28 protein-coding genes are annotated in these 24,550 nt (G+C 29.1%); 19 read left to right on the top strand and 9 right to left on the bottom strand.

Annotated features, from left to right (window positions below; translation table 11 throughout):
- Nucleotides 1-171 precede the first annotated feature (171 nt).
- Nucleotides 172-723, top strand: coding sequence for a GNAT family N-acetyltransferase (locus tag bsdtw1_RS10715; RefSeq protein ID WP_183277565.1), 552 nt, complete (start codon nt 172-174; stop codon nt 721-723).
- 157 nt (nt 724-880) lie between these two features.
- Nucleotides 881-1,093 (top strand): hypothetical protein, encoded by a 213-nt coding sequence (locus bsdtw1_RS10710; protein WP_183277564.1) that lies wholly within the window; start codon nt 881-883, stop codon nt 1,091-1,093.
- Between the two features lie 158 nt (nt 1,094-1,251).
- Here bsdtw1_RS10710 and hflX read toward each other — a convergent pair whose 3' ends face one another.
- The 3 genes from hflX to bsdtw1_RS10695 all read right to left on the bottom strand — a co-directional run bounded on the left by hflX (nt 1,252) and on the right by bsdtw1_RS10695 (nt 5,392).
- Nucleotides 1,252-3,048: a GTPase HflX gene (gene hflX, locus bsdtw1_RS10705; RefSeq protein WP_183277563.1), complete on the bottom strand. Its 1,797-nt coding sequence runs from the start codon at nt 3,046-3,048 to the stop codon at nt 1,252-1,254.
- A 788-nt stretch (nt 3,049-3,836) separates the two neighbouring features.
- Nucleotides 3,837-4,265: a hypothetical protein gene (locus bsdtw1_RS10700; protein WP_183277562.1), complete on the bottom strand. Its 429-nt coding sequence runs from the start codon at nt 4,263-4,265 to the stop codon at nt 3,837-3,839.
- Nucleotides 4,266-4,465: 200 nt separating this feature from the next.
- A complete protein-coding gene (locus bsdtw1_RS10695) occupies nt 4,466-5,392 on the bottom strand; it encodes an AEC family transporter (protein WP_183277561.1) in 927 nt (308 codons plus the stop codon).
- A 618-nt stretch (nt 5,393-6,010) separates the two neighbouring features.
- On the opposite strand from bsdtw1_RS10695, the gene bsdtw1_RS10690 reads away from it, so the two are divergent.
- The 4 genes from bsdtw1_RS10690 (at nt 6,011) to bsdtw1_RS10675 (ending at nt 9,317) form a co-directional block, all read left to right on the top strand.
- Nucleotides 6,011-6,451 (top strand): YiiD C-terminal domain-containing protein, encoded by a 441-nt coding sequence (locus bsdtw1_RS10690; protein WP_183277560.1) that lies wholly within the window; start codon nt 6,011-6,013, stop codon nt 6,449-6,451.
- 474 nt (nt 6,452-6,925) lie between these two features.
- Nucleotides 6,926-7,576 (top strand): CPBP family intramembrane glutamic endopeptidase, encoded by a 651-nt coding sequence (locus tag bsdtw1_RS23410; protein WP_205245280.1) that lies wholly within the window; start codon nt 6,926-6,928, stop codon nt 7,574-7,576.
- A gap of 169 nt (nt 7,577-7,745) precedes the next feature.
- Nucleotides 7,746-8,303: a beta-class carbonic anhydrase gene (locus bsdtw1_RS10680; protein WP_183277559.1), complete on the top strand. Its 558-nt coding sequence runs from the start codon at nt 7,746-7,748 to the stop codon at nt 8,301-8,303.
- A 507-nt stretch (nt 8,304-8,810) separates the two neighbouring features.
- Nucleotides 8,811-9,317 (top strand): hypothetical protein, encoded by a 507-nt coding sequence (locus bsdtw1_RS10675; RefSeq protein WP_183277558.1) that lies wholly within the window; start codon nt 8,811-8,813, stop codon nt 9,315-9,317.
- A gap of 111 nt (nt 9,318-9,428) precedes the next feature.
- Here the strand turns inward: bsdtw1_RS10675 and bsdtw1_RS10670 are convergent, their stop codons facing one another.
- Nucleotides 9,429-10,118 carry a GntR family transcriptional regulator gene (locus tag bsdtw1_RS10670; protein ID WP_183277557.1) on the bottom strand — a complete coding sequence of 230 codons (690 nt, stop codon included), beginning with the start codon at nt 10,116-10,118 and terminating at the stop codon, nt 9,429-9,431.
- A 354-nt stretch (nt 10,119-10,472) separates the two neighbouring features.
- Here bsdtw1_RS10670 and bsdtw1_RS10665 point away from each other — a divergent pair, with 354 nt between their 5' ends.
- The 5 genes from bsdtw1_RS10665 (at nt 10,473) to bsdtw1_RS10645 (ending at nt 14,853) form a co-directional block, all read left to right on the top strand.
- Nucleotides 10,473-11,873: a glycoside hydrolase family 1 protein gene (locus bsdtw1_RS10665; RefSeq protein ID WP_183277556.1), complete on the top strand. Its 1,401-nt coding sequence runs from the start codon at nt 10,473-10,475 to the stop codon at nt 11,871-11,873.
- 647 nt (nt 11,874-12,520) lie between these two features.
- On the top strand, nt 12,521-12,988 hold the full coding sequence (locus bsdtw1_RS10660) for a GNAT family N-acetyltransferase (protein WP_183277555.1): 468 nt from the start codon (nt 12,521-12,523) through the stop codon (nt 12,986-12,988).
- 97 nt (nt 12,989-13,085) lie between these two features.
- Complete coding sequence (locus bsdtw1_RS10655; protein ID WP_183277554.1) at nt 13,086-13,658, top strand: NUDIX hydrolase; 573 nt, start codon at nt 13,086-13,088, stop codon at nt 13,656-13,658.
- 171 nt (nt 13,659-13,829) lie between these two features.
- On the top strand, nt 13,830-14,372 hold the full coding sequence (locus tag bsdtw1_RS10650; RefSeq protein ID WP_183277553.1) for a VanZ family protein: 543 nt from the start codon (nt 13,830-13,832) through the stop codon (nt 14,370-14,372).
- A 109-nt stretch (nt 14,373-14,481) separates the two neighbouring features.
- On the top strand, nt 14,482-14,853 hold the full coding sequence (locus bsdtw1_RS10645) for a four-helix bundle copper-binding protein (protein ID WP_183277552.1): 372 nt from the start codon (nt 14,482-14,484) through the stop codon (nt 14,851-14,853).
- 137 nt (nt 14,854-14,990) lie between these two features.
- Here the strand turns inward: bsdtw1_RS10645 and bsdtw1_RS10640 are convergent, their stop codons facing one another.
- Nucleotides 14,991-15,836 carry a class I SAM-dependent methyltransferase gene (locus tag bsdtw1_RS10640; RefSeq protein ID WP_183277551.1) on the bottom strand — a complete coding sequence of 282 codons (846 nt, stop codon included), beginning with the start codon at nt 15,834-15,836 and terminating at the stop codon, nt 14,991-14,993.
- 254 nt (nt 15,837-16,090) lie between these two features.
- Here bsdtw1_RS10640 and bsdtw1_RS10635 point away from each other — a divergent pair, with 254 nt between their 5' ends.
- Entirely contained in the window at nt 16,091-17,056 is a 966-nt protein-coding gene (locus tag bsdtw1_RS10635) for an alpha/beta fold hydrolase (protein WP_183277550.1), read from the top strand.
- 257 nt (nt 17,057-17,313) lie between these two features.
- Nucleotides 17,314-18,393, top strand: a complete 1,080-nt coding sequence (locus bsdtw1_RS10630; RefSeq protein ID WP_183277549.1) for an acyltransferase family protein — start codon at nt 17,314-17,316, stop codon at nt 18,391-18,393.
- A gap of 83 nt (nt 18,394-18,476) precedes the next feature.
- Here the strand turns inward: bsdtw1_RS10630 and bsdtw1_RS10625 are convergent, their stop codons facing one another.
- Complete coding sequence (locus bsdtw1_RS10625) at nt 18,477-18,821, bottom strand: hypothetical protein (RefSeq protein WP_183277548.1); 345 nt, start codon at nt 18,819-18,821, stop codon at nt 18,477-18,479.
- A 245-nt stretch (nt 18,822-19,066) separates the two neighbouring features.
- Here bsdtw1_RS10625 and bsdtw1_RS10620 point away from each other — a divergent pair, with 245 nt between their 5' ends.
- From bsdtw1_RS10620 to bsdtw1_RS10605, 4 genes are all read left to right on the top strand, one after another.
- Entirely contained in the window at nt 19,067-19,489 is a 423-nt protein-coding gene (locus bsdtw1_RS10620) for a GNAT family N-acetyltransferase (RefSeq protein WP_183277547.1), read from the top strand.
- Between the two features lie 39 nt (nt 19,490-19,528).
- Nucleotides 19,529-19,831 (top strand): hypothetical protein, encoded by a 303-nt coding sequence (locus tag bsdtw1_RS10615; protein WP_183277546.1) that lies wholly within the window; start codon nt 19,529-19,531, stop codon nt 19,829-19,831.
- Nucleotides 19,832-19,893: 62 nt separating this feature from the next.
- The gene (locus tag bsdtw1_RS10610) at nt 19,894-20,412 is read left to right on the top strand and encodes an NUDIX hydrolase (RefSeq protein ID WP_183277545.1); all 519 of its coding nucleotides are present in this window, start codon (nt 19,894-19,896) and stop codon (nt 20,410-20,412) included.
- Between the two features lie 46 nt (nt 20,413-20,458).
- On the top strand, nt 20,459-20,881 hold the full coding sequence (locus bsdtw1_RS10605; protein WP_183277544.1) for a GNAT family N-acetyltransferase: 423 nt from the start codon (nt 20,459-20,461) through the stop codon (nt 20,879-20,881).
- Nucleotides 20,882-20,934: 53 nt separating this feature from the next.
- Here bsdtw1_RS10605 and bsdtw1_RS10600 read toward each other — a convergent pair whose 3' ends face one another.
- A complete protein-coding gene (locus bsdtw1_RS10600) occupies nt 20,935-21,531 on the bottom strand; it encodes a sigma-70 family RNA polymerase sigma factor (protein ID WP_183277543.1) in 597 nt (198 codons plus the stop codon).
- Between the two features lie 250 nt (nt 21,532-21,781).
- Here bsdtw1_RS10600 and bsdtw1_RS10595 point away from each other — a divergent pair, with 250 nt between their 5' ends.
- Together bsdtw1_RS10595 and bsdtw1_RS10590 are read left to right on the top strand one after the other, a co-directional pair.
- Nucleotides 21,782-22,465 carry a hypothetical protein gene (locus bsdtw1_RS10595; protein WP_183277542.1) on the top strand — a complete coding sequence of 228 codons (684 nt, stop codon included), beginning with the start codon at nt 21,782-21,784 and terminating at the stop codon, nt 22,463-22,465.
- Between the two features lie 160 nt (nt 22,466-22,625).
- Complete coding sequence (locus bsdtw1_RS10590) at nt 22,626-23,177, top strand: hypothetical protein (RefSeq protein ID WP_183277541.1); 552 nt, start codon at nt 22,626-22,628, stop codon at nt 23,175-23,177.
- 100 nt (nt 23,178-23,277) lie between these two features.
- Here bsdtw1_RS10590 and panD read toward each other — a convergent pair whose 3' ends face one another.
- On the bottom strand, nt 23,278-23,679 hold the full coding sequence (gene panD / locus bsdtw1_RS10585; protein WP_183277540.1) for an aspartate 1-decarboxylase: 402 nt from the start codon (nt 23,677-23,679) through the stop codon (nt 23,278-23,280).
- An 18-nt stretch (nt 23,680-23,697) separates the two neighbouring features.
- Nucleotides 23,698-24,543 (bottom strand): pantoate--beta-alanine ligase, encoded by an 846-nt coding sequence (gene panC, locus bsdtw1_RS10580; protein ID WP_183277539.1) that lies wholly within the window; start codon nt 24,541-24,543, stop codon nt 23,698-23,700.
- Nucleotides 24,544-24,550 lie beyond the last annotated feature (7 nt).

The raw sequence follows: 24,550 nt of genomic DNA, 5'->3' as shown, positions 1-24,550 counted from the left end.
AAAATAAAAAAGGTATCCTATTAAGCAAATATTATAAAGTAATAATATTCGTAAATTACAAATTAAATACTTAATGTAAGTGAGTGTTTAAAAATATAAAGCAGTTTAAAATAGTATTTATTATAAAACTATTATATTTAATTAATAAGGTAATAGGCTGAGGTGGATAATATGCAAAAAACTTATGAAACTGATAGATTAATTTTAAAGGTTTTAGACGAAGCAGATGCTGGACAAGTATTAAATTATTATATGAGAAATAGAGGTTTTCTTGAAGAATGGGAACCAACTAAAGATGAAGAGTATTATAAAAAAGAAACCCATGAGATACAATTAATGAATGATCTTGAAAATATATTAAAGGAAAATATGTTAAGGCTTTGGATTTATAAGAAAGAAGATGAAAATAAAGTTATAGGGACATTAGCCTTTAGTAACATAGTGAGAGGAGCATTTTGGTCTTGTTTTTTAGGTTATAAACTTGATGGTGCAGAAATAAACAAAGGATACATGACAGAAGCTCTAAGTAAAGGTGTTCATATAATGTTCAGTGAATTTAAGCTTCATAGAATTGAGGCCAATATAATGCCTAAGAATAAGAGATCTTTAAGAGTCGTTGAAAAATTAGGGTTTTATAATGAAGGTCTAGCATATAAATATCTTAAGATCAATGGTAGATGGGAAGATCATATTCATATGGTCCTACTGAATGATAAAGTTTGATAATTAAATCTTTATATAAGAAATAATGTTAAAGATGTACCACTTAGATCAGAAATCTATTTTTAAAACTCTCACGGGTTATGGTGAGAGAATTTAAAAATAATAAGTTTTATTACGAAGTGGTGCATCCATAAATTAAAGTAGAGAGGTGATATAAATGAATAATGATAATAAGGACGAAAATAGGAAGTTCTTTTTCTTCTATTTTAATCCTAAAGATCCATCTAGTACTGTTGATAGAAAAAATGGTAAAGGAGTAACTATAAATTTTGCAAGTAAAGAGGGAAGGAGATTGTTTCTATTTCTTATGATACCTGCAATTATGATGATGATAATAGTTGCATTTATAGCAATATTAAGTAGTAGATAAATGATAATTATAGAGCTTAATAAAATTCTAAATGTGTTTTTGATTAAAATTAAAGAATTATAAATGCTATAAGTTTTCAATAAAATTAAAGGGTAACCAACATGTGGTTCCCCATTTAAAATATTTAAATACTACTTTTAAACATAGCTTTATTATGGTTAAGATATTGCTAAAACTTCGAAAGCTAGGCACTTTTTATAAATTTCTTCATGAACTAAAGCTTTTATTTTAGTGCCTTCTTCTAGATGGTCTTCATGAAGAATCTTAGAATTATCGTGAAGTATTGATACAAATTTTTGTTCAGTATATGGAATTAAAAACTGTTTTTCCATCAGTTTTACTGGGATTTCTTTACCTATATAATCAAGTAGCAATGATAGGTTTATTTCTTTTACAGCACTGACTTCTATTGCTTTCTGGTTTTTTAAAAAATCTCGTACTTGCTTTAAGTTTTCTTCTGAAGCCTTATCTACTTTATTTAGAACAACAATAGTGTTTTTATCAAGTGCATTTAGCTCCTCTAGAACTAAGTTCACAGATTTAATTTGGGTTAAGACTTCTTCATTTGAAGCATCTATTACATGTAATAGTAAATCGGCGTCAATTACTTCTTCTAAGGTTGATTTGAAGGCTTCAACTAGATCATGAGGGAGTTTACTTATAAAACCAACGGTATCTGATAAAGCTATTCTTCTATTATCACTTAGGGTAACAGCTCTTACAGTAGTATCTAAGGTAGCAAAAAGCATATCTGCTTCCAAAACTCCATCTTTATCAATTTTATTGGTAGCTGAAATTTCACATAACTTATTTCTAAGGGTCGACTTACCAGCGTTTGTGTATCCAACTATAGCAACCTGGCTTATACTACTTTTATTTCTTTTCACTTTTTGAATAGATCTTTGCTCTGCAGCTCTAGTAAGTTCATTTCTTATTTCTTCGATTCTACGTTCAATATGTCTTCTATCTGTTTCAAGTTTTTTCTCGCCAGGACCTTTTGAACCAACACCACCTCTAATTCTAGAAAGATTAGCATTTGCATTTCTAAGTCTTGGTATTTTATGATTAAGCATTGCTAGCTCAACTTGAAGCATTCCTTCTTTACTTTTTGCACGTCTAGCAAAGATATCAAGTATAAGGGTAGTTCTATCTATAACTTTACATTTTAAAGTTTCCTCAAGGTTTCTAAGCTGAGACCCTGATAATTCGTCATCAAATATTACTACATTGGCATTTTTTATCTGTTTTAAATAACTTAGTTCTTCAATTTTTCCTTGTCCTGCATAATAAGCAGTATTAATTTTATTTTTCTTTTGGAAAACCTTAAATACTGGAACTACATCGCAGGCTTCAGCAAGACCACAAAGTTCTTCAAGACTTTCTTCGCTGTCATTTCCAAATAAAATGGCTCTTTCAATATCATCATCTTGCTGTTTTATTTCAGTAATAATTTTTTCAACATAAGATATTTTTTCTCTGAGATTTAAATGTAGAGCAGAGGATAAAGTTAAATTTCTCATTTCTTTAAAAGCCAGGCTATTATCATAAATATCACATAAGGCGATGTTTACTTTTACCTCTTCTATATTTTCCTTAACGCCAATAGCAACCATAGCATCTAATTTAAGCTCCATTAATGCAGAAGTATCCATTGAGGATAGCGTACTATCTCCAGAAGGGTGAGTATGGATTACTCTATAACCGCTTAGTCTTTTCGTTGCTCCGTCTATATAAGGGATCTCTGCATTATTTAAGCTTCCGATTGAAATATCAGTTATTTTTCCTCTTCTATTTATAACCACACACAATTCTTTTTTTATAATTCTACTAATATCATTCATTTCTGAAACCAATTCATAAGAGAAAATACTGCTATTATCTATATTTAAATCATAGAGTGCCTCAAGTCTTTCCAGTATCAATTTTTTTATTCCATCTATATTTCCTGTTATCATATAATTTCCTCCAATCAAGATAATGAATATGCTTATATTCATTTATTAATTTGTATTAAAAGATGAACTACTTTGAAAGTCGTAACCTCATTTTTTGCCTCCTGATCACAATTTTAACTTCGAGTTTTGTTGGCAATTTACCTGATTAAGCTCATTTCTAACTCCTCCTAGGAACTTTTCAATATTATTATTTCATAAGGTTTATGAGTGACATTAGTCAATAAAATTAATTTCGCCACATCAATAAGTGTCTTAAAGAAAGTACTATACATAAATAAAAGCCGCAAAACAATGAACCCTAACTGTTAGAGCATTGCACTGCGGCTATAATATTAGCAAAATAAAAAACCACAGATTTTCTCTGCGGTATCATCAATGATTTATTATACCAAAGCTCAATAATTTAATTGCTCATGCATATAAGCAAGATATTTTATAACTTTAGTAATACAATATAATAAAACCGCAGATATGAAGTCCGCGGTCAAAAGATTCGTATTAAATATCAAAAATATTTATGGGATAGATAATATTTTTAATTACTGACAGCAGACTGTATATTTTAATATTAGGTTTTCATTTAATCTTAGCTTTAAAATTAACATTTTACAGTCTCCTTTCATACATTTGGTAACTTCATTGTAAATCATATATTGCTAAAAGTAAATAACTTTTTGGAATTTAAAGTATAATAGTTGAACTTTATTGAAGTTAAGTCTATTAGATTTGTGGAAGAATGTATTAGAAGGTCTATGTTCATAATATGAATTGGAAAAGGTTGAACTAAGCTATAGGATAGTCGTTTGTGCCTGTTCATTTGCTCTTTGTATAACACCTACAGTCTTGAATATACTTCCTATAATAGAAAACATAAATCCTGTAGTTATATTTAGATTAGGCGTTAATGAAAAATTACTTTCTCCAGATTGGATATTCTTTTGTAGTTCTCTAAGTCTAACAAAAGCTATTTCGCCTAGAAAAATATTGCCTATTAAAGTTAAACTGCTTGAAAGTACTACAAGTTGCGTTGGCTCTAGGTCATTGGAAGTACTTATTCCTCTTTGTTTTTTTAGTATGATTTCTCTTTCTTTATTTGCTGAAGTAATAAGGATTATATATGCTAATATAACAATAAGTGATGCAGATTTCTCTTTTTGTATTAATGCTAAATCTAGTTTATCATTTCCGGCACGACGCACAGAAAAATTATTTTCCATAAGTTCTCCCTAAAAAATGCTATAATTTATTATATTTAATATAGTGAGTTAATGTTCGGTTTTATTAGTTAAATGTTTCGATAATAAGAATAGAGTTAAAAATGTAAGAATTATTTAAAATAAATTAAGCTTATTCGTAATTCTACATTTAAAGAATTATCGGATAAGCTTAAGTTTTATTTTTATGTTTGAAATATATATTAAGTTAAGAATAAAGCTACAATCAGTGGAATTGTAAATACAGAAATCAAAGTAGTAATAAAAACAGATTTTGCAGCCAGTTCTACATCGCCATCATACTGATTTGCGAACAATACGGCACTATTACCAACAGGCATAGCTAAGTTAATTAAAGCAACACCTAAAACTAATGGACTTGTTATAAAATATTTTAAAAGTGGGTATGCGATAAAAGGAATCAAAATCTGTTTGATTATTGTGTAAGGATAAATTCTAAGTTCTGTAAAAACTTCTTTAATGTTTAAATTAGCTAAAGTAGAACCAATAAGCATCATCGCTACTGGGGTAGTTATATTACCAACCATATCAAAAGTAGATTTTAATACAGGATGTACAGGTATTCTTAAAAAGTAAATAGCTATAGCAAGTAATGATGATATTATTCCAGGAGATAAAAGGCTTTTGAAGCTTAAATTAACTTTATTATTAGTGCCATAATTTATTAGAACTATACCTAAAGTAAATACCCAAATATTGAAAATCATATTGAAGATAGAAGTATAAAATACAGCTTCGTTGCCAAAAATTGCTTTCATAACTGGGAATCCCATAAAGCCTATGTTAGAGAAAACTGTCATAAACATATAAATTCCTCGCTGATGTCTTGGAATCCTAATGATTCTAACTAGCATATAACTTAACAATGGTAATAAAGTGAAAATGATTATAGCGACTAAAAATACAAACAGAGCTTCTTTAGTATTATTGCTTTGTTTAATTGAACTTACAGATGCCAACACCAAAGCAGGTGTTGTAACATTGAGTAGTAACTTATTTAGTTTTTGATTCAAAGTGTCATCGAAGATTTTTATCTTATTTAAAAAATAGCCCAGACCTAAAATAATAAATAACTGTAGCATTTGATTAATAACAACATTTATATCCATAGTACCCCTCTTATCCAAAATAACGTTGATTTTTTTATACTTTCATGTTTATTTATAAGTAAATTTACTTTATAAAAAGGAAATATATATAAGATTATTTAATATATATTTTAAAACATATTTTACTGAAACTAAAATTATTTGAATTTTCTTTTTTATTAAGCTTCATAATAAATAAATACCACAATGGTTATAGTATCATTTTTTTTGAGATATTTCTAATATATTTCTATTTTTGAAACAATATTTCTAATAAATTTATAGCTTTAATATTGAATGAAAATGAAAGAATATAAAAATGAAAATGCAGAATTTCATTTATGAAAGCAGTAGTAATGGTATTTGAATTATTTGTAAGAGAGTACTTGATTTTAATAATGTTGAAGTGTAGGCTTAATATTATTGAAGCTATTATTTAAATTACAATAAATAAAATTGAGTGTGATGTTAAATGCCAATAGAAGTTATATCAGGGCTCATAATATCGCTAATTTTAGCTAATATCCCTACAATTATATTTGTGTTAATTTATATTATTTGCAGGGATAAATACAATGTGAAAAAAGAGATTGATATGATAAATATACAAGATTTGCATTAAAGGATATGGAGGAACTTATGGAAAAACACGAATTTGAACAATTTTTATATGATCATATTCCAATCACTGAAAAGATGGGATTTACTATAGTTGAATTCACGAAAAATAAAGTAAAAGTTGCTGCAAAACTTGAACCAAATATAAATCACAAGCACACAGCTTTTGGCGGAAGTATAAATTCTTTGATGACTGTTTGCGGTTGGGCCATGGTGTTTATCAATATAAAGGAAGTGGATCCAGAAGCGCATATTGTTATCAGAAAAAGTAATATAGAATATTTAGCTCCAATCGATTGTGATTTCATTGCTGAGTGTGAGCTTTTAGAGGAAAAAGACAGAAATAAGTTTTTCGAAATGTATAGAAAACATAAAAAAGGCAGATTAAGTCTTAAGGTTACGTGCAGTAATGTCTCTAAATTACTGGCTGAATATGAAGGTCAGTATGTTGCGTTTAAGTAGTGATTGTAAGTATTTAGAAGTAAATTTGAGATGCACTGCTACAACAATAGATATTATTATAGACATAAATAATTTTTATGGTTAAAAGGAGATAAAATAGATTCCGGTTCGGTCTGGAATATGTTTATAAAAAAGCTATAAAGATGTATTAAAAAAATGTTGGTGGGATTAAGCTTGTTTGCCAACATTTTTTAATACAGGCTTATATGCAACAAAAACTTCATAGCAATGTACATGTAATAAAAAGTTTTTCAAATTTTGATGATAAAATGAAATATCATTTAATAAGACATTTTGTTAAAATTCCCATACAAAGATATATATTACTAAAATAAAGAATATTATTTAGAAAGAGTTTAGTAAATAAAATCAGCTTAATATTTAGATGGAGTTAAAAGGTGAAGAAGATATTAAAAGCAGCAAAAGTATGCAAAGAAAATTGGTAATATATAATTAAAAAGGGGGATTCAAGAATTGTCAAAAGAGACAAGAACACAAATAAAATTTTTAGTAGCTCCTATCATATGGCAGGTCATTTACTTATTTGTTAGTGCTGGATTTACTAAAGAAAATAGGGTGTATTGTGATTTGATTTTTTATTTTGTCTTAGCAGTTTATTTTATGTTCATAGGCTATATAAGTTTTAAAAAGTTATTTGAACAGTGGAAAAGTGGGAAAAGCTTTTGGATTCAGGTATTAGGAACGGCAATATCACTGGCATTAGCATTTGGAGTAGGAATAGTAGTTTCATTGTTGTTTCCAAATGTTGATGATGGAATGGGAGTGTTTAGGGTAACCAATATTCCATCATTATTAGCTTTTATATGTACAACAATTCTTCTTCCTCCTATAGCAGAAGAGGCTTTTTATAGGAAAGCAATAGTGAACTTTGAGAATAGAAAACTTTTAATTATATCCTCTATTTTAGGAGTATTATTGTTTGCATTGGAGCATTCATTAAAGCCATTAGGATTATTAACAGCAGCGATTTGGGCAGTTCCGCTTACTTTATCTTATATAAAAACTAAAAATATATATGTTCCGATGACTGCGCATTTTATTTGTAATTTGCTAGTTAATGGTTTTGGTGTTATCACAATAATGGCAAGGTTAATATTAAAATAAGTAAAAAAACTTGTGGATTTTAAAACTTAACCTATTAGAATATAATTGTTTCGTAAGATAAAGTAGTGGAGAATAATAAATATTATACAAATAAAATTCCTTATTGGATATGAGTATAGTATTTATGTTATAATTAGCTAATTGATTTTTAAGACTTGGGGGTGTGGTTTTGAGTAAACTACAAGAAATACTTGAATTTAATAAGGAATTCGTAGAAAACAAAGAATATGATAAATACAGAGCAACTAAAAATCCTAATAAGAAGCTGGTAATCTTATCTTGTATGGATACCAGGCTTACAGAACTTCTTCCTAAGGCGCTTAATCTGAAAAATGGTGATGTTAAGCTAATTAAAAATGCAGGTGCTTCGATAATGCATCCATTTGGAAGTATAGTAAGAAGTATTGTTGTTGCAGTATATGAATTTCAAACTGATGAGGTTTTAGTAATTGGACACCATGGTTGCGGGATGAGCAACTTAAATGTGGATAGCACTTTAGAAAAGGCAATGGAAAGAGGCATTTCAAAAGATGTAATAAGCACCTTATGCAATGCGGGCATTGATGTAAAGAAGTGGCTTCACGGCTTTAATTCTGTAGAAGAATCAGTTAAGGAAAGTGTTGAACTAATAAAAAATCATCCTTTAATTCCAAAGGATATAAAAGTACATGGGTTGATTATAGATCCTGAAACTGGCAAGCTTGATGTGGTTGTGAACGGATATTAATACAATATAATAGTAAAAAAAGTCCCAGCTCTCTTAATTTAAGAGGGCTGGGACTTTTTCTTTTATCTATAAAATATGTGAAATAGTACGATTCCTGAATAAGTTATGTTTATATTTTACTTAACTATATCTTTACAATTTCACAGTTATAAAAGTATGTGAAATCCTGAAGTCATTGGTTATTAACAGGATACCATTTTAACTCATCTGAATGAATTTCAGATGGATTTTTAGGATTAAATTGATATTTGTATATAGGAGTATTAGTTTTATCAAAAGCAACTGGCTCTAGATTACTAGATTGAATCATTTTGTCCCAGGTGAAGTGTTTAAGAATGTTATTGAAATTTGGTGGTTAAACATCGGATGGATAATCACTTAATTTTAACACCGTCCTTAACAGCCTAATTTTATAAATCAAGGAAAATAGTTAAAAAAGTAATAAGTTTAAGTTTTTTGGGAAATATAACTCTAGGCTATAAGAATTGGATATAATAGGAGGGAAACATGAAGAAGTTTATTAGTAGTTTTCTAATTTTCTGTACACTTATGATCACTCAGCCTTGCTTCCATGATGATGTAAGCGCTAGACCTACAGAGGAAAACCCAACAATACGCTCAACTTTTCAGACTTATGATCAAAATTCAATTCCAAGATTATTAAAGTCTGAACAAATTTCAGCTAATCAAATCAAGATAACATACGATAGAGATGTAGATAAAAATTTGGCCGAACAACCTACAAATTATTGGATAAAAGATTTAAAAAATGAAGAGCCAGAAGGAATAGCCACTGTTGGGCAAAATTGCGAAGTTGATAAAAATAATTCTCTTACAAGAGATATAGTTAAAATAGAGTCCAAGAATGGACTAGGAAGTGTATATATACTTACATTTAAAAATAATATCCCTAAAGGGGAGCAGTACAAACTTGTAATATATCATGTTACAGTGGAAGGTGCTCAACCATATAATGGTGATAATGGCGCGAGTATGTTTGCAGGAAAATATTAATTAAAAATAAAAAATCGCAAATGTGAATTGCATTTGCGATTCTTTGCGTATAAGCCTTAATTTCATATATGAGAAAAAATATTAATAATAAGTTTTTTTATGCTAAATAACTTATCTTCGACAATAATAGGTAAGTCTATTTTCTCTTGTTTTTGTTAAAGAGTATTCATATACTCGTCCATTAGTTAAGTAGCCTGTGTTGGTAACTTGCATAACTAAAGTATCTTTTGGAAGATCTAACAGACTATTCTCCTCATTATTCAGTTTTACACAACTAATATTTCTTATACTATGACTTATTCTAAAGTCATACTGAGATTCTATGTAAGTTAGTAGGCTTGACTCACAATCTTTTACTGTAAGATTAGAAAAGATTGAATATGGCATATAAATTTCTTCTAAATGATGTAAATTAGAATTAACATAACGAACCCTTATAATATACCAAGCTTTAGAGCCACTTTCTATATTAAGATGCTCACAAATATCATCAGGAGCTGTAACTAGTTCAAATTTGTGTACATCAGATTTTATATTTTTAGCTATATGATGATCAGACAATGAAGTTATAAAAAGATTGTTATTATCATATGCTGTGAAATCCATAACGTAAGTGAGTCCACTAGAATTTTTGGTTAGATAATTTCTTTCAATAAGATGATCAATAACCTTCCTAATCGTATGTCTATTGCAGTCGTATTTAATTGATAATTGTGTTTCAGAAGGAATTTTAGAAGAAGCAGGCATTTCACCTGATATAATCTTACTAATTAAGTCATCAATAATTTCCTTACTTTTCAAGCTAATCCCCCTAGTCTATGTTTATCTAATGTAATTATAGAGTTCCTAGCTCAACTATTAATTTATACATGTCTCAAAATCTCCATAAACCGAGACTTACGTACAAGTATAAATAAAGTTTCAATATAGGAACTATTTAGTTGCTATGCTGGATATTGTTAAATAAAGTCAACGTACTGAGTATGATTATATTAATAAATAAATTATAACATAATTTAAACTTAAAGAAAAAAATTCTTGTATAGACAACTAATCAAGAGAATAATATCAGTTGATAAAATGAACTTAGGACATTTTGAACATTTAATTAATAAACATATGTATGAAGGTTGAGGAGAGAGGTGCAGATTTAATATGGCAAATTATAAACTACCAAAGGATTTCTTTTTCGGAGCAGCTATGTCAGGTCCACAAACAGAAGGAGCACATAATAAAGATGGAAAATTACCATCAGTTTGGGATCATTGGTCTGACTTAGAAATTAATGCATTCCACAATAATGTAGGTTCTTATGTAGGTAATGATTTCTACAATAAATATGAAGAAGATATAAAGATATTAAAGAGTTTGAATTTTAAATCATATAGAACATCCATTCAATGGTCAAGGCTTCTTGATAAAGATGGAAGTTTGAATCCAAAAGGCGTGGAATTTTACCATAAGGTTATAGATTGTTCAATAGAAAATGGTATTGATGTATTTATGAACTTACACCATTTCGATTTACCTCAGTATCTTGAAGATAGAGGTGGATGGTTAAACAGGGAAGTGGTAGAGGCGTATTCAAATTTTGCAACACTAGCATTTAAAGAATTTGGTTCAAAGGTTAAGCATTGGTTCACATTCAATGAACCAATAGTTGTTCCAATGCAAATGTACATGAATGGAGCTTGGTATCCATATGAAGTAAATCACAAAAAAGGTATGACTGTACAATATCATATTACGTTGGCACACTGTTTAGCTGTAAGAGAATTTAATAAATTAAAGGCAGAAGGAGCTATTCCTGATAGCTGTGATATAGGACTAATTAATAATTTTGCACCACCTTATACTAAAGAAAACCCTTCGAAGGAAGATTTAGAAGCAGTTAGAATGACTGATGGTATACATAATAGATGGTGGCTTGATGTATGCAGCAAAGGAACACTACCTAAGGATGTATTAGATACATTAGAGGAACTAGGTCTTTTACCTGATTTAAGAGAAGGAGACCAAGGAATCTTATCTTGTGGTAAAGTAGATTGGTTAGGCTTCAATTACTATCAACCAGCAAGGGTTCAGGCACCAGCAGAGAAGTTTGATGAGTATGGAAACCCTAAATTCTCAGATCCTTATATCTGGCCAGAAAGAAAGATGAATGTTTATAGAGGCTGGGAGATATACCCTAAAGGAATTTATGACTTTGCGATGAAGATAACTAAAGAATGTCCAGGACTACCATTCTTTATATCCGAAAACGGAATGGGTGTTGAAGGCGAAGAAAAATATAAAAATGCTGATGGATTAATCGAAGATGATTATAGAATAGATTTTGTTAAAGAGCATTTAGAATGGGTAGCAAGAGCAATAGAAGATGGCGCTGACTGCAGAGGATATCACTATTGGGGAGCTATTGATAACTGGTCATGGAATAATGCTTTTAAAAACAGATATGGGTTTGTAAGTGTTGATCTAACAAATAAGTATGCTAGAGTCAAAAAGAAATCAGCATCATGGATTGCAGCTGTAGCTGAAGGCAATGAAATAATATAATGAATTTGAAAAGATGATATAAAGGGTTAGGTTATTTATGCGGTGGTATAATTATCCTAACCCTCAGTTTATGTATATATTTATATAATTATTTGAATATATAAATATAGTAATTATACTAATTTAAAGGACTATTCTATGTAATACATCAATTGCTCATTTAGCTGGAATAACTTTAATTTAGCTTTTTTTGTATAAGCGGGGGATCTATTTATCTATAATTAGAATAAAGAGCTAAAGTATTATGAAATAAGAATTTTAAATTTAAAACCAATTAAGAATGCTAATTAATAAGTTAGCTATGAAGATGAGGGTAAATATGAAAGGGATAATTTGTAGATCTCATATTATAACTTTAAGGTATAAGGAAGAAAAGGACTAAAAATTTACCCCCCAAAGGTGATAGAGAAGTAATAAGTACAATAATTACTTGAAATATTTTCCAGGAAATAACCGACATGAACGCGTGGAAATCTTTTCTGATTTATACATAGAAGATTTCAATAAAATTATTGAAATACTATTTAAATATTTTTTTTGGATAGATGAAAAAAACTAATGAATTTATTACTAGATCCTTTGATTTTTTACTATGATCTAACAAGATGAAAAGAAGTTACTTAAAATAATATTAAGGAGATGAATCTATGGATGTAGAAATTAAAAAAGGTGATGTAAATCACTTGGAAGATTGTTACGACGCACTAATTAATTCAGAGATAGGAGAAGCCTATTTTAAAAGTTTCGATGCTAGAAAAATACTATTAGGTGGACTGAATAATAAAGAAATAGATGTAGCAACAGATATCAATGGAAAATGTCTGGGTTTTATTTGGTATGAAAGATATGGTGCTTTTGGAATACATACATATCTTCATATAATTGCAGTTAAACAAGAATTACGAGGTAAAGGAATAGGGAAAAAGCTGATAGAACAATTTGAAGAAAATACATTCAAAAAAGATAGTATGATATTTCTAATGGTGGCAGACTTTAATAAAGAAGCAAAGAAGTTGTATGAAAGCATAGGATATGAGCAAGTTGGTATTATACCTAGCTTTTATAGAAAAGGCATAAATGAGCACCTTATGATGAAAACAAAGTCTGTGCAGTAGAATGCAAGTAAGACTAGGATAAATATTTGAAAAATGAAGCTTTCATGTATATAATTGGTATATGAATATTGAACGTATATAAATGGAGGCAATAGTAATGGATTTTATAGAACAAATTAATAGATATATTCCTAAAAATGAACAAGAAGAAAAAGATAAGAGTGTTATTCTTGAATATATAAATCAGTACCCACACAATATTTTAATTAGAGATAATGAATTTGCGCATATTACAAGTTCAGGCTTTATAATGAACAAAAATTTAGACAAAGCTCTTATGATTCACCATAATATAAGAAATACATGGGCATGGACTGGAGGCCATGCTGATGGGGATGATGATCTTCTTCATGTAGCAATTAAGGAGGCTAAAGAGGAAACCGGAATTTCTAGAGTAGCTGAATTAAAAGGTGAAATAGCTTCACTTGATATCTTACCTGTTTATGGTCATTATAAAAATGGAAAGTATGTAAGTGCACATTTACATCTTTCAATATCTTATATATTGATTGCTGACGAAACAGAAGCACTTATAGTTAAAAAAGATGAAAATAGTGCAGTTGATTGGTTTTCCATAGATAAGTTTACACTGGAATATTTCGATGCAAACGATGTTTACCTATATAATAAGTTAATAGATACGGCTAAAGAAATGAGTAGTAAAAAGTAGTTGATTAATAAATATAACAGTAGGAAGGTATGAATATTCTTCCTACTTATTTTTTTATACCTACTTTCAAGTTTCAGTAGAGTTTTAAAATAGACCTGTAGGTTAATTGAATATATTTTATAAAAGTTGGATATTTTATTCTCAAACAAAAGAATATTAGTAGGTGGTAAAATGAGAAAGCCAAGAAAAAAGTACTTATTTTTTCTACCGATTGCAGTTATTTTAGTTCTAATTTACTATTTTTCCATTACAGTAAATTTTGATAATGAGAAACTGGCTAAAAGAGGGGTACGAAATTTAATAGATAAAAGTGCTAATATGGAAGATGTTTATATATTACAGTCCATAAATCTTGGAAAGGAAAAATATACTTTAGTTGAAGTTAATAACAAGTTATTTTTATTACAATTAGGAGATAAGTTGTTTAATAGGCGTAAGGTTACAAATATAAATAGTCTCTTTGGCAGTGCGCGAGCACAGGTTTTTCAAGCAAGTGTTGGTAAGTATCTTATTTACTATGGAAGAGTTGAAAATCCTACAATAAAATACGTTATTGTAAATACTGTTGATAAAAAATATAGGATCAACTTTTCAAATACACGAAACATACTAGAATATTGCAAAGTAGAAGATGAAGCCCAAACTGGTAACCTGGTAGCAACATATGATTATTATGACAAGGATGGAAAGTTAATCTTAAATAGTTCATTTTAGTATTGAAAATGGTATTAATTATTATAATACTAAAAAGAATATTTAAAATAGGGAAGGGGAATTTTAAATCCTGTATACAAATATTTTTAGTTAACAGGAGGAGTTTATTATGTCAACATCATTAGAGGTACCAGTTATTTCTCTTATGCAAGGAGGAAATCCAACTCAAAGTTGTATAGATTTATGTGTTAAGTGTGCTCAAATATGCCAGGAATGTTTTAGCATGTGCCTTCAAGAGGCTGATGTAGAGGCAAGAGGAACTTGTATAAAAACTCTTCAAGATTGCGCAGAAATATGTTCGACTGCAGCATGTCTTATGGCTAGAGGAAGTGGATTTTCAAAAGAAATATGTCAGTTATGTGCTACAGTATGTCAAGAGTGTCAAAATCAATGTAGAGAGTTTAAAGATGAACATTGCCAGGTTTGTGCTCATGTTTGTAGCGAATGTGCAACTGAGTGCACAAGAATGATAAATATGTAATTATATTTTGAAGAATATTATATAAAAAATTGCTACAAAGAAATATCTTTGTAGCAATTTTTAGTGTAAATGAAAGTGTAAAGTTTTTAAGTGACCTAAACCAAGAAATTTTCAATGTTTATCATGCTCTTTGAAAACTATTCTGCAATTAATGCAAAAGTGGATAATGGCTCAATATCATTTTCTTTGATATAGTGTTTTAATAAATCTACTTCAGACTTAATCAAATCAGCCAGTTTGTTAGAAGTGGCTTTTAAGTTTTCCAATTCTATCGGATAGTTATGCAAAACCATATCAATTTCCCACTTACCATCATGAAGTGAAGGTGAATGAATGAGATTCTCATTAGTAATATTCCAGCCTGAGGCTATAACAATTTCTTTGATATCCTTTGGTGTAAATAAAGTGCGGACATTGGAAATACTATTTTCTTTAAAACATTCATATTGTGATTGGATAAGAACTGCTAATAAGTGAGGATATTGATCTTTAAGATGTAGATTTGTATCCCATTCAGCAAAACAAAGTTTCTTTCCCCATTTTCTTGCTTTTTTTAATATACCTAAAAGTTCTTCTGATGATTTCAAGTACCAGCTACAATGTGAAAGAATAATCATGTCAAAGGATCCATCTTCAAATTCTACAGAAGGAGACAGTACATCAACCTCTAAATCTATTTTAATCTGGTTACCTAATGTGGAATTTTTAAGATAATCAACTGAATCACCAACTGTAATTGGGGCACCATAGCTTGGGGAAGCAATATCAATTCCTTGAACAAACCCGTCTTGTCCAACCATATAAGCTAAAACCGCAGTAGTATCACCTTGACCACAGCCTATCTCTAATATTCTTGAACCTTTCTTTATATCCCAAAACTCAGCCAATTTGACTCTGTGCTTTGTTTGAATTCTCTGCATATGTGGCATGTTAACGCTTGTTGCCATACAACCAAGTATAGTATCTAAATCTTCATTATTCATAAAATCACCTTACCTTTTATGTTATTGTAGAACAGTTAATCAGAGCATAATTCTCCATATTAAAATTATATTTATATAAAGATAAAACACTTCAATCCCAAATTAATAATAAGTCTATAATATTCATTGCCTATACATAGATATTAGCTCATAAGAGCACTAAAATAGAAGACAGCAAAGTAACTATTTAAGAATAATTTAACTTTTCATACATATAGAAATATATAGGAATCGAAAAAGGGAGAATTGATATTATGAGAAAAAAGCTAAATAAATTAATTTATGTTGAAGAGTATGTATATATCAATGGGATAGAGCAGTTTTTGTTTCATAATGGCACAAGTTATGATAATCCAGTAATGTTGTATTTACATGGTGGACCAGGAAGTGCTGAATCATTGTTCACTGAAGGATTTCAAGGAAAGTGGGAAGATTTATATACAGTAATCCATTGGGATCAAAGAGGAGCAGGGAAGACTCTAACTAAAAATCCAGATAAATATCCTACTATAGATTTATTGCTAAAGGATTTATATGATATAGTTCATTATTTAAAGAAAAAATATAATAAAAATAGAGTAATCTTACTTGGACATTCATGGGGGAGTGTTTTAGGTAGTACTTTTATAAAAAAATACCCAGAAGAAGTATCTTATTATATTGGGGTTGGCCAAGTTGTCTCAATGTTAGACAATGAAAGAGTTGGTTATGAAAAGGTTAAAGAATTAATCTCGAAAAAAAATGATATTAAATCACTAAAAAAGCTTGAAGATATAGGTGAGTATCCAGATAAAGAATATAGTGAAGAGTGGTTGAAAAAGTGCTTGAAATTGAGAAAACTTCAAGAAAAGTATAAGCTAGCTGCAAGTATGGATTTATCAATATCACTAATTGCTTTTAAGAGTCCAATCTTTAAATTATCAGATATTATTGCTTTGATGAAAGCCTTTAAATCAAATGGAAAATTAGTTGAATTCTTAGTGAATTTCAATTTAAAATTAGAAACTAATAAATATGAGATACCAATCTTTTATATAATGGGAGGGAATGACTGGCAAACTCCTTATAGTGAGGCTGAAGATTATTTTAATAAAATAGAAGCTCCCTTAAAAAAATACTATTTAATACCAAATGCTGGACATATGACAATGTTAGATCAGCCAAATTTGTTTTTTGAAGCGTTACAAGACATTGCTGAAAGACATAAAGGAGAAAATTAGTTCAGTGTTATTTTAATTGACTTATTTTGAAAAGATTATATTATGGAAGTTTACTGGTATTTTATATATAATAAGATTTAGGTGTAAAAGTGAAAAAATAATACAATAAAATAGTAAGTTATTTGAAGCTAATTTTAACTTATGACTATGTTAAAGTATATTGTGAAGTTAAGTGGTAAGCTTATTAAAGTATTGGATGGCAAACCACTTAATTTTAATAGGTGTTTTAACAGCGGTTAAATCTTAAGGAGGATATAATGAGAAAACATTATATAGATTGGTTAAGAAATATTTGTATACTTTTTTTATTTCCTTTTCATACGGCAAGAATTTTTGATGGAAACGAGCCTAATTATGTACAAGGTACTCCCCATTTGTTTACCACAAATTTGGTTTTTCTTTCATTCTGGTTTATGCCATTAATGTTTTTACTTGCTGGTATGTCTAGTAGGTTTTCTTTGGCTAGTAGAACAAATAAACAGTATATTAAGGAAAGATTTTTGAGACTGTTTGTTCCGCTATTTGTTGGAATACTAATTGTTATGCCGCCTCAAGGTTATATTGCCATAAAATTTCATTATGATTATCAGTATAGTTTTTTTGACTACTTAAAAAAGTTTTTTAGTGATTTTTCTGATTTAAGTGGATACTTTGGAAGTTTTACTCCAGGTCCATTGTGGTTCATAATTTTCTTATTTGTAATATCTATATTAACATTGCCATTAATGAGAAGCATATCCAAATCTAATAAAATTAAAAGTCAGCTGATTAAGTTATTTAGTCATCCATTAAAAATAACAATTCTAGGACTGGCTATAACAGTTATATCCATTCTTCCGAGTATTGGAGGAAAGAATATATTTGTATATGGATTGATTTTTATGGCAGGATTCATTCTTACTTTAGACGATAAAATATGCGAGATGATAGAAAAATATAGATTGTACTATCTAATTGTAACAATTATCGGTTCAATAACAATGCTTATTGAGATATATACTGTAGGTTGGCTAGATGGATTTAGCACTTTAGGTATTATATTTTCATTAATTTACTATTTCACAATATGGATTTCTTTATTAGCTTGGATTGGTTATGGAAAAAGGTATCTTAATTTTAAAGCAGGTTTTCTTTCATACTTTTCAAAAGCTGCTTTTCCTATATATATAATTCATCAGACTTATCTCGTTATCATAGGGTATTTTATATTGAGATCGGTAAATATATTTTTATTACAATATATTTCGATAATTACACTCACTTTTATGATTTGTTTGATAACTTATGAGGTAATTAGAAGATTTAGATTAACAAAATTTCTATTCGGCATCAAATAAAAAAATGTATTTACTTTTGAAGTTTTAAAAAATAAATTTAACTTATCAGATTATCTATATGGTGACATAGTAAAAGGGAGTTTTTAAAAAACTCCCTCAGCAAATTCTAATTTTATTAACGGTTTACCACCTTTAGTTACGCTATTATAAAACGGAAATCTATGAGTCTCTATTCCTTTTAATGTTCCGTCCTTCTCTACACCATCTATATTTTCTGAACTAACTGTATTCCATGATATTATTTGGTATCCTAAGCCGTAGTAAATTGTTGTTCCGCCATCCTTATAAACTTCTTTCTTAAATATAAACACAGGATTATTACCATTTTTTATTTCAGACTGATCTATTAAAAAAGTTATTTCATGTATGGAAAGTAAAAAACATATAAAACATAATATAAATATAAAGATTTTTTTGCTTTTTTTCATAATACACCTCAAATTTAATATTTCCATAGTATTTTTATGAAAAACTTAGATTAAAGCTCTCAATTATATCTTTATATTATTATAGATGATTTTAGAATATATTGGATTACAATAATATTAAAAATGCTGTAAAATAAAGTTATTAGAGGATATTAATAGGTTTAATTTTAGCAATTTTAGTTGTAGAAAATTTACTGGTAACAATTGAAGTCTCTGAAAAAATAATTCACAAGATGGTGGTAAAAATGATTGAAATTAAAAGAGGGATACTCACATCTGAAGTATTTATTGATTTGGTAGAAGCAGTTGGGTGGGGGCATCCATCCGTAGAGCAAGTTGATCTAGCACTTAAAAATTCCCTGTACAATGTTTGTGTAATGGAAGAAGGTAAGATAATTGCAATGGGGAGGCTTTTTGGAGATAGTAGTATGTCGTATTTTATAAAAGATTTAGTAGTTTCTCCTAGTTATCAAGGTAGGGGCATAGGTAAATTAATAGTTGAAGATATAATAAGTTTTATAAAAGATAAAACTCCAAAGGGATGGAAAGTATGTATTGAGCTTATGAGTGCAGTTGAAAAAGAAGGTTTCTATGAAAAGTCAGGATTTGAGAAAAGACCCAACAGTAACTGTGGTTCGGGAATGTCTTTGTTTATATATAATGAGTAGGGTTTTATAACCAATGTTTCACATTTTAGGAGATATTAAATGATTAAGATTTTAATTAGTATTTTAATAATAATCCTTGGTATATTAATTATGGTAATATCAATTTTTAGTAAAGATACCAATATAAATAGGTGCATGAATGAGGATAGAGATATTTATGAGAAATATATTAAGTATCAAACATTATCTGATGTATCATCAGGGTTGATGTTTGTAATTATAGGAATACTGTCACTATTTAATATTCTAAGTGGAGAAAATGTAGGATTAATAAGTACAGTCCTAGTATTAATAAATAGAGTTGTTGAAATGATAATTAGTAATAAATATAGGTGCGGTTAAAGCACTGTGTTGAAATTAAACATAGCCTAAATGCAAAAAATAATAAAAGGGATGAAATGAATATGATTTTTGAATATAATATTGGAATCCAAGACTTTGATATAGCATCAACAAAAATAATTAATAGACAAGCGATTAGAGCGGTTATTCTATGTGAAAATAGGATTCTATTAGTGCAGACTAACAAAGGTGATTATAAGTTTCCAGGTGGAGGAGCCAAGAAAGATGAAACTCATGAAGATACTTTGAAAAGGGAAGTTAGGGAAGAAACAGGATATATAGTGAGAATGGTAAAAGAAAAAGTTGGACAAATTGTACAGAGAAATTTAGATAAGTACGAAGAAGATTCTATTTTTGAGATGGTTTCCCATTATTATCTTTGTGAAATTGAAGAGGGTAAGGTAAATCAACAATTAGATGACTATGAGAAAGATTTAGGATTTTCATCAATACTAACTGAATTAGATAAGGCCATTTCTATAAATGAAGAAATACTTGAGAAAGGTAATGATATAAATCCTTGGGTATATCGAGAAACTAAAGCCTTAAAGGCATTACAAGGATATTATGCACATAGATAAAGATAAAAAACATGAAAATAAATAATCTGAAGAAGGAGTAATAACTGTGGAAATAATATATAAAAACAATTGTTGTAATATAGATTGGAATGATATACCGAAGATATTAAGTACTGTTGGAATGTCATATTCAGATCCAGAAGTTCATAAAAAAGCTTTTAATAATAGTTATATAGCTGTTTTTGCTTTTGATAATGAAAACTTAATTGGGTTTGGACGAGCGATTTCAGATGGAGTATATCAATCGGCAATATATGATTTAGCAATTTTACCGGAATATCAGGGAAAAGGAATAGGGAAAGTTCTTTTGAAAAAAATAACAGATACGATTCCAAATTGTAATTATATTTTATACGCAGCCCCAGGAAAAGAAGGTTTTTACGAGAAATCTAATTTTAAGAAAATGAAGACGGCAATGGCATTGTTCAATAATGCAGAAGATAAGCGAAAAAAAGGATTTATTGAGTAGTCAGAGTATATAACAAAACTCTGACTACTTATTATAATATTCTATTTAATGTGTTAATTTAACAGGTTGCGGCTAACAGAAGTTTTTTTACTAGTAGAAGCTTTAAGTTTATCAAGTATCCTATCTTTCATGCCTATAACCCTATAGTAGGATATATTTTTAAGGTCAGCATATTTTCTAAAGGTGCAGCCTTTAAAGTATACATAATCAATTAATTCTTGTTCTTCTAAACTTAGTTTTTTTATTTGACTATGAAGAGAAGTTACAATTAATTTATTACAAATAAAATCCTCTAAATTCATATCATCTATTACAGACAGTTCGTCGATACTAGAGTCAAAACTAATAGTTTGAGTACCATCTAGAGGTCTCTTATTAAGAGAATTTCTTATAAGTAAATTTACTGAATTTCTTAGAGCATTTGTGGCATAAGCTACAAATCTATGCTTTCTCGTATCATATAACTTTATGCATTTAAAAAGAGTGAAATAACATTCGTTCTTTATATCTTCAAAGTCATAGAAACTAACATAACACTTCTTAGATAAATTGATTATATAAGGGGTAAATTCAGCAGCTATTGCTTCTTTTGAACTTTCATCTCCCGATTTGCAAAGTAATACTAATTTTTCTATATTATTAAAATCCATAAAATCACCTCTCAATGTGAATATACATTGTAAAAGGAGAAAGTTGGAATATTTATGAAAAAGTTAAGAAACTTTTAAGAATTTTGTGGTTTTCATGTTCTTAATAAGTATTTGTAAGACAATCTCAATGGAAATAATGTCTAACTCACACAATCTTCACATATTATTTCGATATTTTTTAAGTAAGTTAAAAGTATACTTTTAAGAGTAGTAAAAATTTTATAATAATATGAGAAGAGGAGTTGATGCTATGTCAACAATAAACGGAATTTCAAGTAGTTGGTATACTAATAGTACTACACAAGTTTCAAATTCAAATCAACAAATATCAAAGGTTCGTCGCAGTAATTATGAGGATCAAGATGTTTATCAGTCTAATTTTAATGTTGTACAAGCAAGTCAAAATACTAGCTTTACTGATCCTCTGGAGAGTTTAGTTTCTAATGGTACAATAACAGAAGATCAAAAAACTGCTATTCAAGATGCGTTCAGCAGTTCTATGAAATCAAATGTAGCAGGTACATATGGTAGCAGGCCAACGAACCCAATAAGCACACTTGTAAGTAGTGGTGTAATTTCTCAAGATCAAGCAGATTCCATTAAGGGAACTTTTAAAAATATATCAAAATCACATACCCATCATAAAAGACCAGAAGGTATACCTAATATTGATGAGAAGCTAAGTGGTTTGGTTTCAGACGGAACTATTTCTGAAGATCAACAAACAGCAGTAATCAATGCATTTAAATCATTAAAAGAAAATTCAAATACAAGTAAATCTAAATTTGTGGATCCACTAGATGGTCTTGTTGAAAATGGAACAATTACTGAAGCGCAAAGGGATTCTATAAAAAACATTTTAATGCCACCAATGGGAAATGAAGAGAATGCTAAGAGTACTGCTGGCACCACTGTAGCAAGTATTGAGGCTTAAAACTTTATGAATTATCCTGAGTTAAACTTTAACTAGGGATTTAAATAAATCATTACTTAAATCAACATTATTTTGATTTTAAGTAATGATTTATTTTTATAAAACTATATGGTATTATATTACTATAAATACAAAAATTAATAATTATTAGGGGATGTTTATGAAGAAGAAGGGATTTACGTGGCTTTTTTGGGGATTTCTTTTTGTTATGTTGAGTTTTAATATTAATAATTTTGATATTTTGCCTGACATAGTAGGATATATTTTCTTTGCTATTGGGATTAGCAAATTGTCTAATGAAAGCAGCTATTTTTTAAAGGCTGGAAAGTATAATATTGTTTTAATAATTTTATCAATTCCTAGAATCTTTAATTCTTCTATACCACTTACGAATTTTACTTTTACATCATCAGCTTTAATTGCGATAATTCTTTTTATTGTTTCTATAATATTTAATTTACTCACTATTTATAATCTATTTCAAGGAATACAAGAAATGGCACGGCAAAAAGGGAACAGTTCTTTAGAACTAGAGGCAGATGACAAGTGGAAGCAGTATTTGTTTTTGCAGATTGGATTTGCTTTAACATTCATCTTTATATTTATCCCTTTGCTTGGGTTAGCGTACTTTGTAATCATATTTATTGCAGCAATCGTAGTTGCAATTAGGACAATGTTGTTTATGAGTAAATGCAGTTATGAGCTTAATTAAATAGAGATTATTTAGGAAATAAAGAGGTACAGCATATATTTACTAACATGCTGTACCTTTAATTTTATTTAGTAATTATTTAATCTTGTTGCAAAATCATTTATTCATTCAAATACTTGTCTGATATTTCGCCATGTTTTTCATAGTTGCCAACATTTAAAATAGAGTTATCATCATTTACAAAGACAACAGTAGGTTTATGTTCTTTTATTTCGTTTTCATCTAATTGACAATAACACATTATTATCACCTTGTCGCCTTTTTGTACGCAACGTGCAGCAGCACCGTTAAGACAAATAACACCACTGTTAGGCTCGCCAGCTATTACGTAAGTTTCAAGCCTTTGTCCATTATCTATATCAGCAATAGCGACCTTTTCATATTCGTGAATTCCCGCAGCTTCCATAAGAACTTTATCTATAGTTATACTTCCAACATAGTTTAGCTCAGCTTGAGTTACAGTTGCTCTGTGAATTTTAGATTTAAGCATATTCAATATCATTATTTATCCCCCAAATAATTAAAGTTTAAAAGTAAAATTATCTATTAGTCTAGTCTTACCGATAAAGACTGCAATAGCAATAAGAATACTGTTTTCTATGTAATCAATAGAAGTTAGTGAGATACTGTCTACAATTTCAACATAATCAATTTGAGCCAAAGGTTCTGAAGATAATGTGCCCATTATGATATCTCTAATTTTTTCGCTAGATCTTTCTCCAGATTTTAAAGCCTCTTTAGCTTTTTCTAAGCTTTTACTTAGTACAAGTGCAGCAGCTCTTTCTTCTGAGTTTAGATATACATTTCTAGAACTTTTAGCAAGGCCGTCATTTTCTCTAATAATAGGGCAGCCAATTATTTCTACAGGAATATTTAAGTCTCTTACCATTTTTTTAATCACCGCAAGCTGCTGAGCATCTTTTTCTCCGAAATACGCTTTATCAGGGGTAACTATATTAAATAACTTGGTAACTACAGTACAAACTCCCTTAAAGTGGCCAGGTCTCTTAGCGCCGCAAAGTCCATCAGTGAGTGAATTAACTTCAACAAAAGAGGAAAAATCTTCGGTGTACATTTCAGAAGGACTTGGATTAAATATTAAATCACCACCAGATGTTTCAACTATTTTGCTATCTCTTTCAAGGTCTCTTGGATATTTATCTAAATCTTCTTTTGGACCAAATTGGATAGGATTAACGAATATACTTACTACAACTTTAGCATTTTCTTTATTTGCAGCTTCAATTAATGAAGCATGGCCTTCATGGAGATATCCCATAGTAGGCACAAAACCTACAGAAAGACCTTCTCTTTGCCACTGTTTAATAATTTTTCTAACATCACTTATGTTATTGACAATTTGCATCTTAAAA

This window comes from Clostridium fungisolvens, assembly GCF_014193895.1.
Taxonomy (GTDB): domain Bacteria; phylum Bacillota; class Clostridia; order Clostridiales; family Clostridiaceae; genus Clostridium_AR; species Clostridium_AR fungisolvens.
Note: the sequence above shows the minus strand (reverse complement) of the source record. Positions and strands in the feature narration are given on the sequence as shown.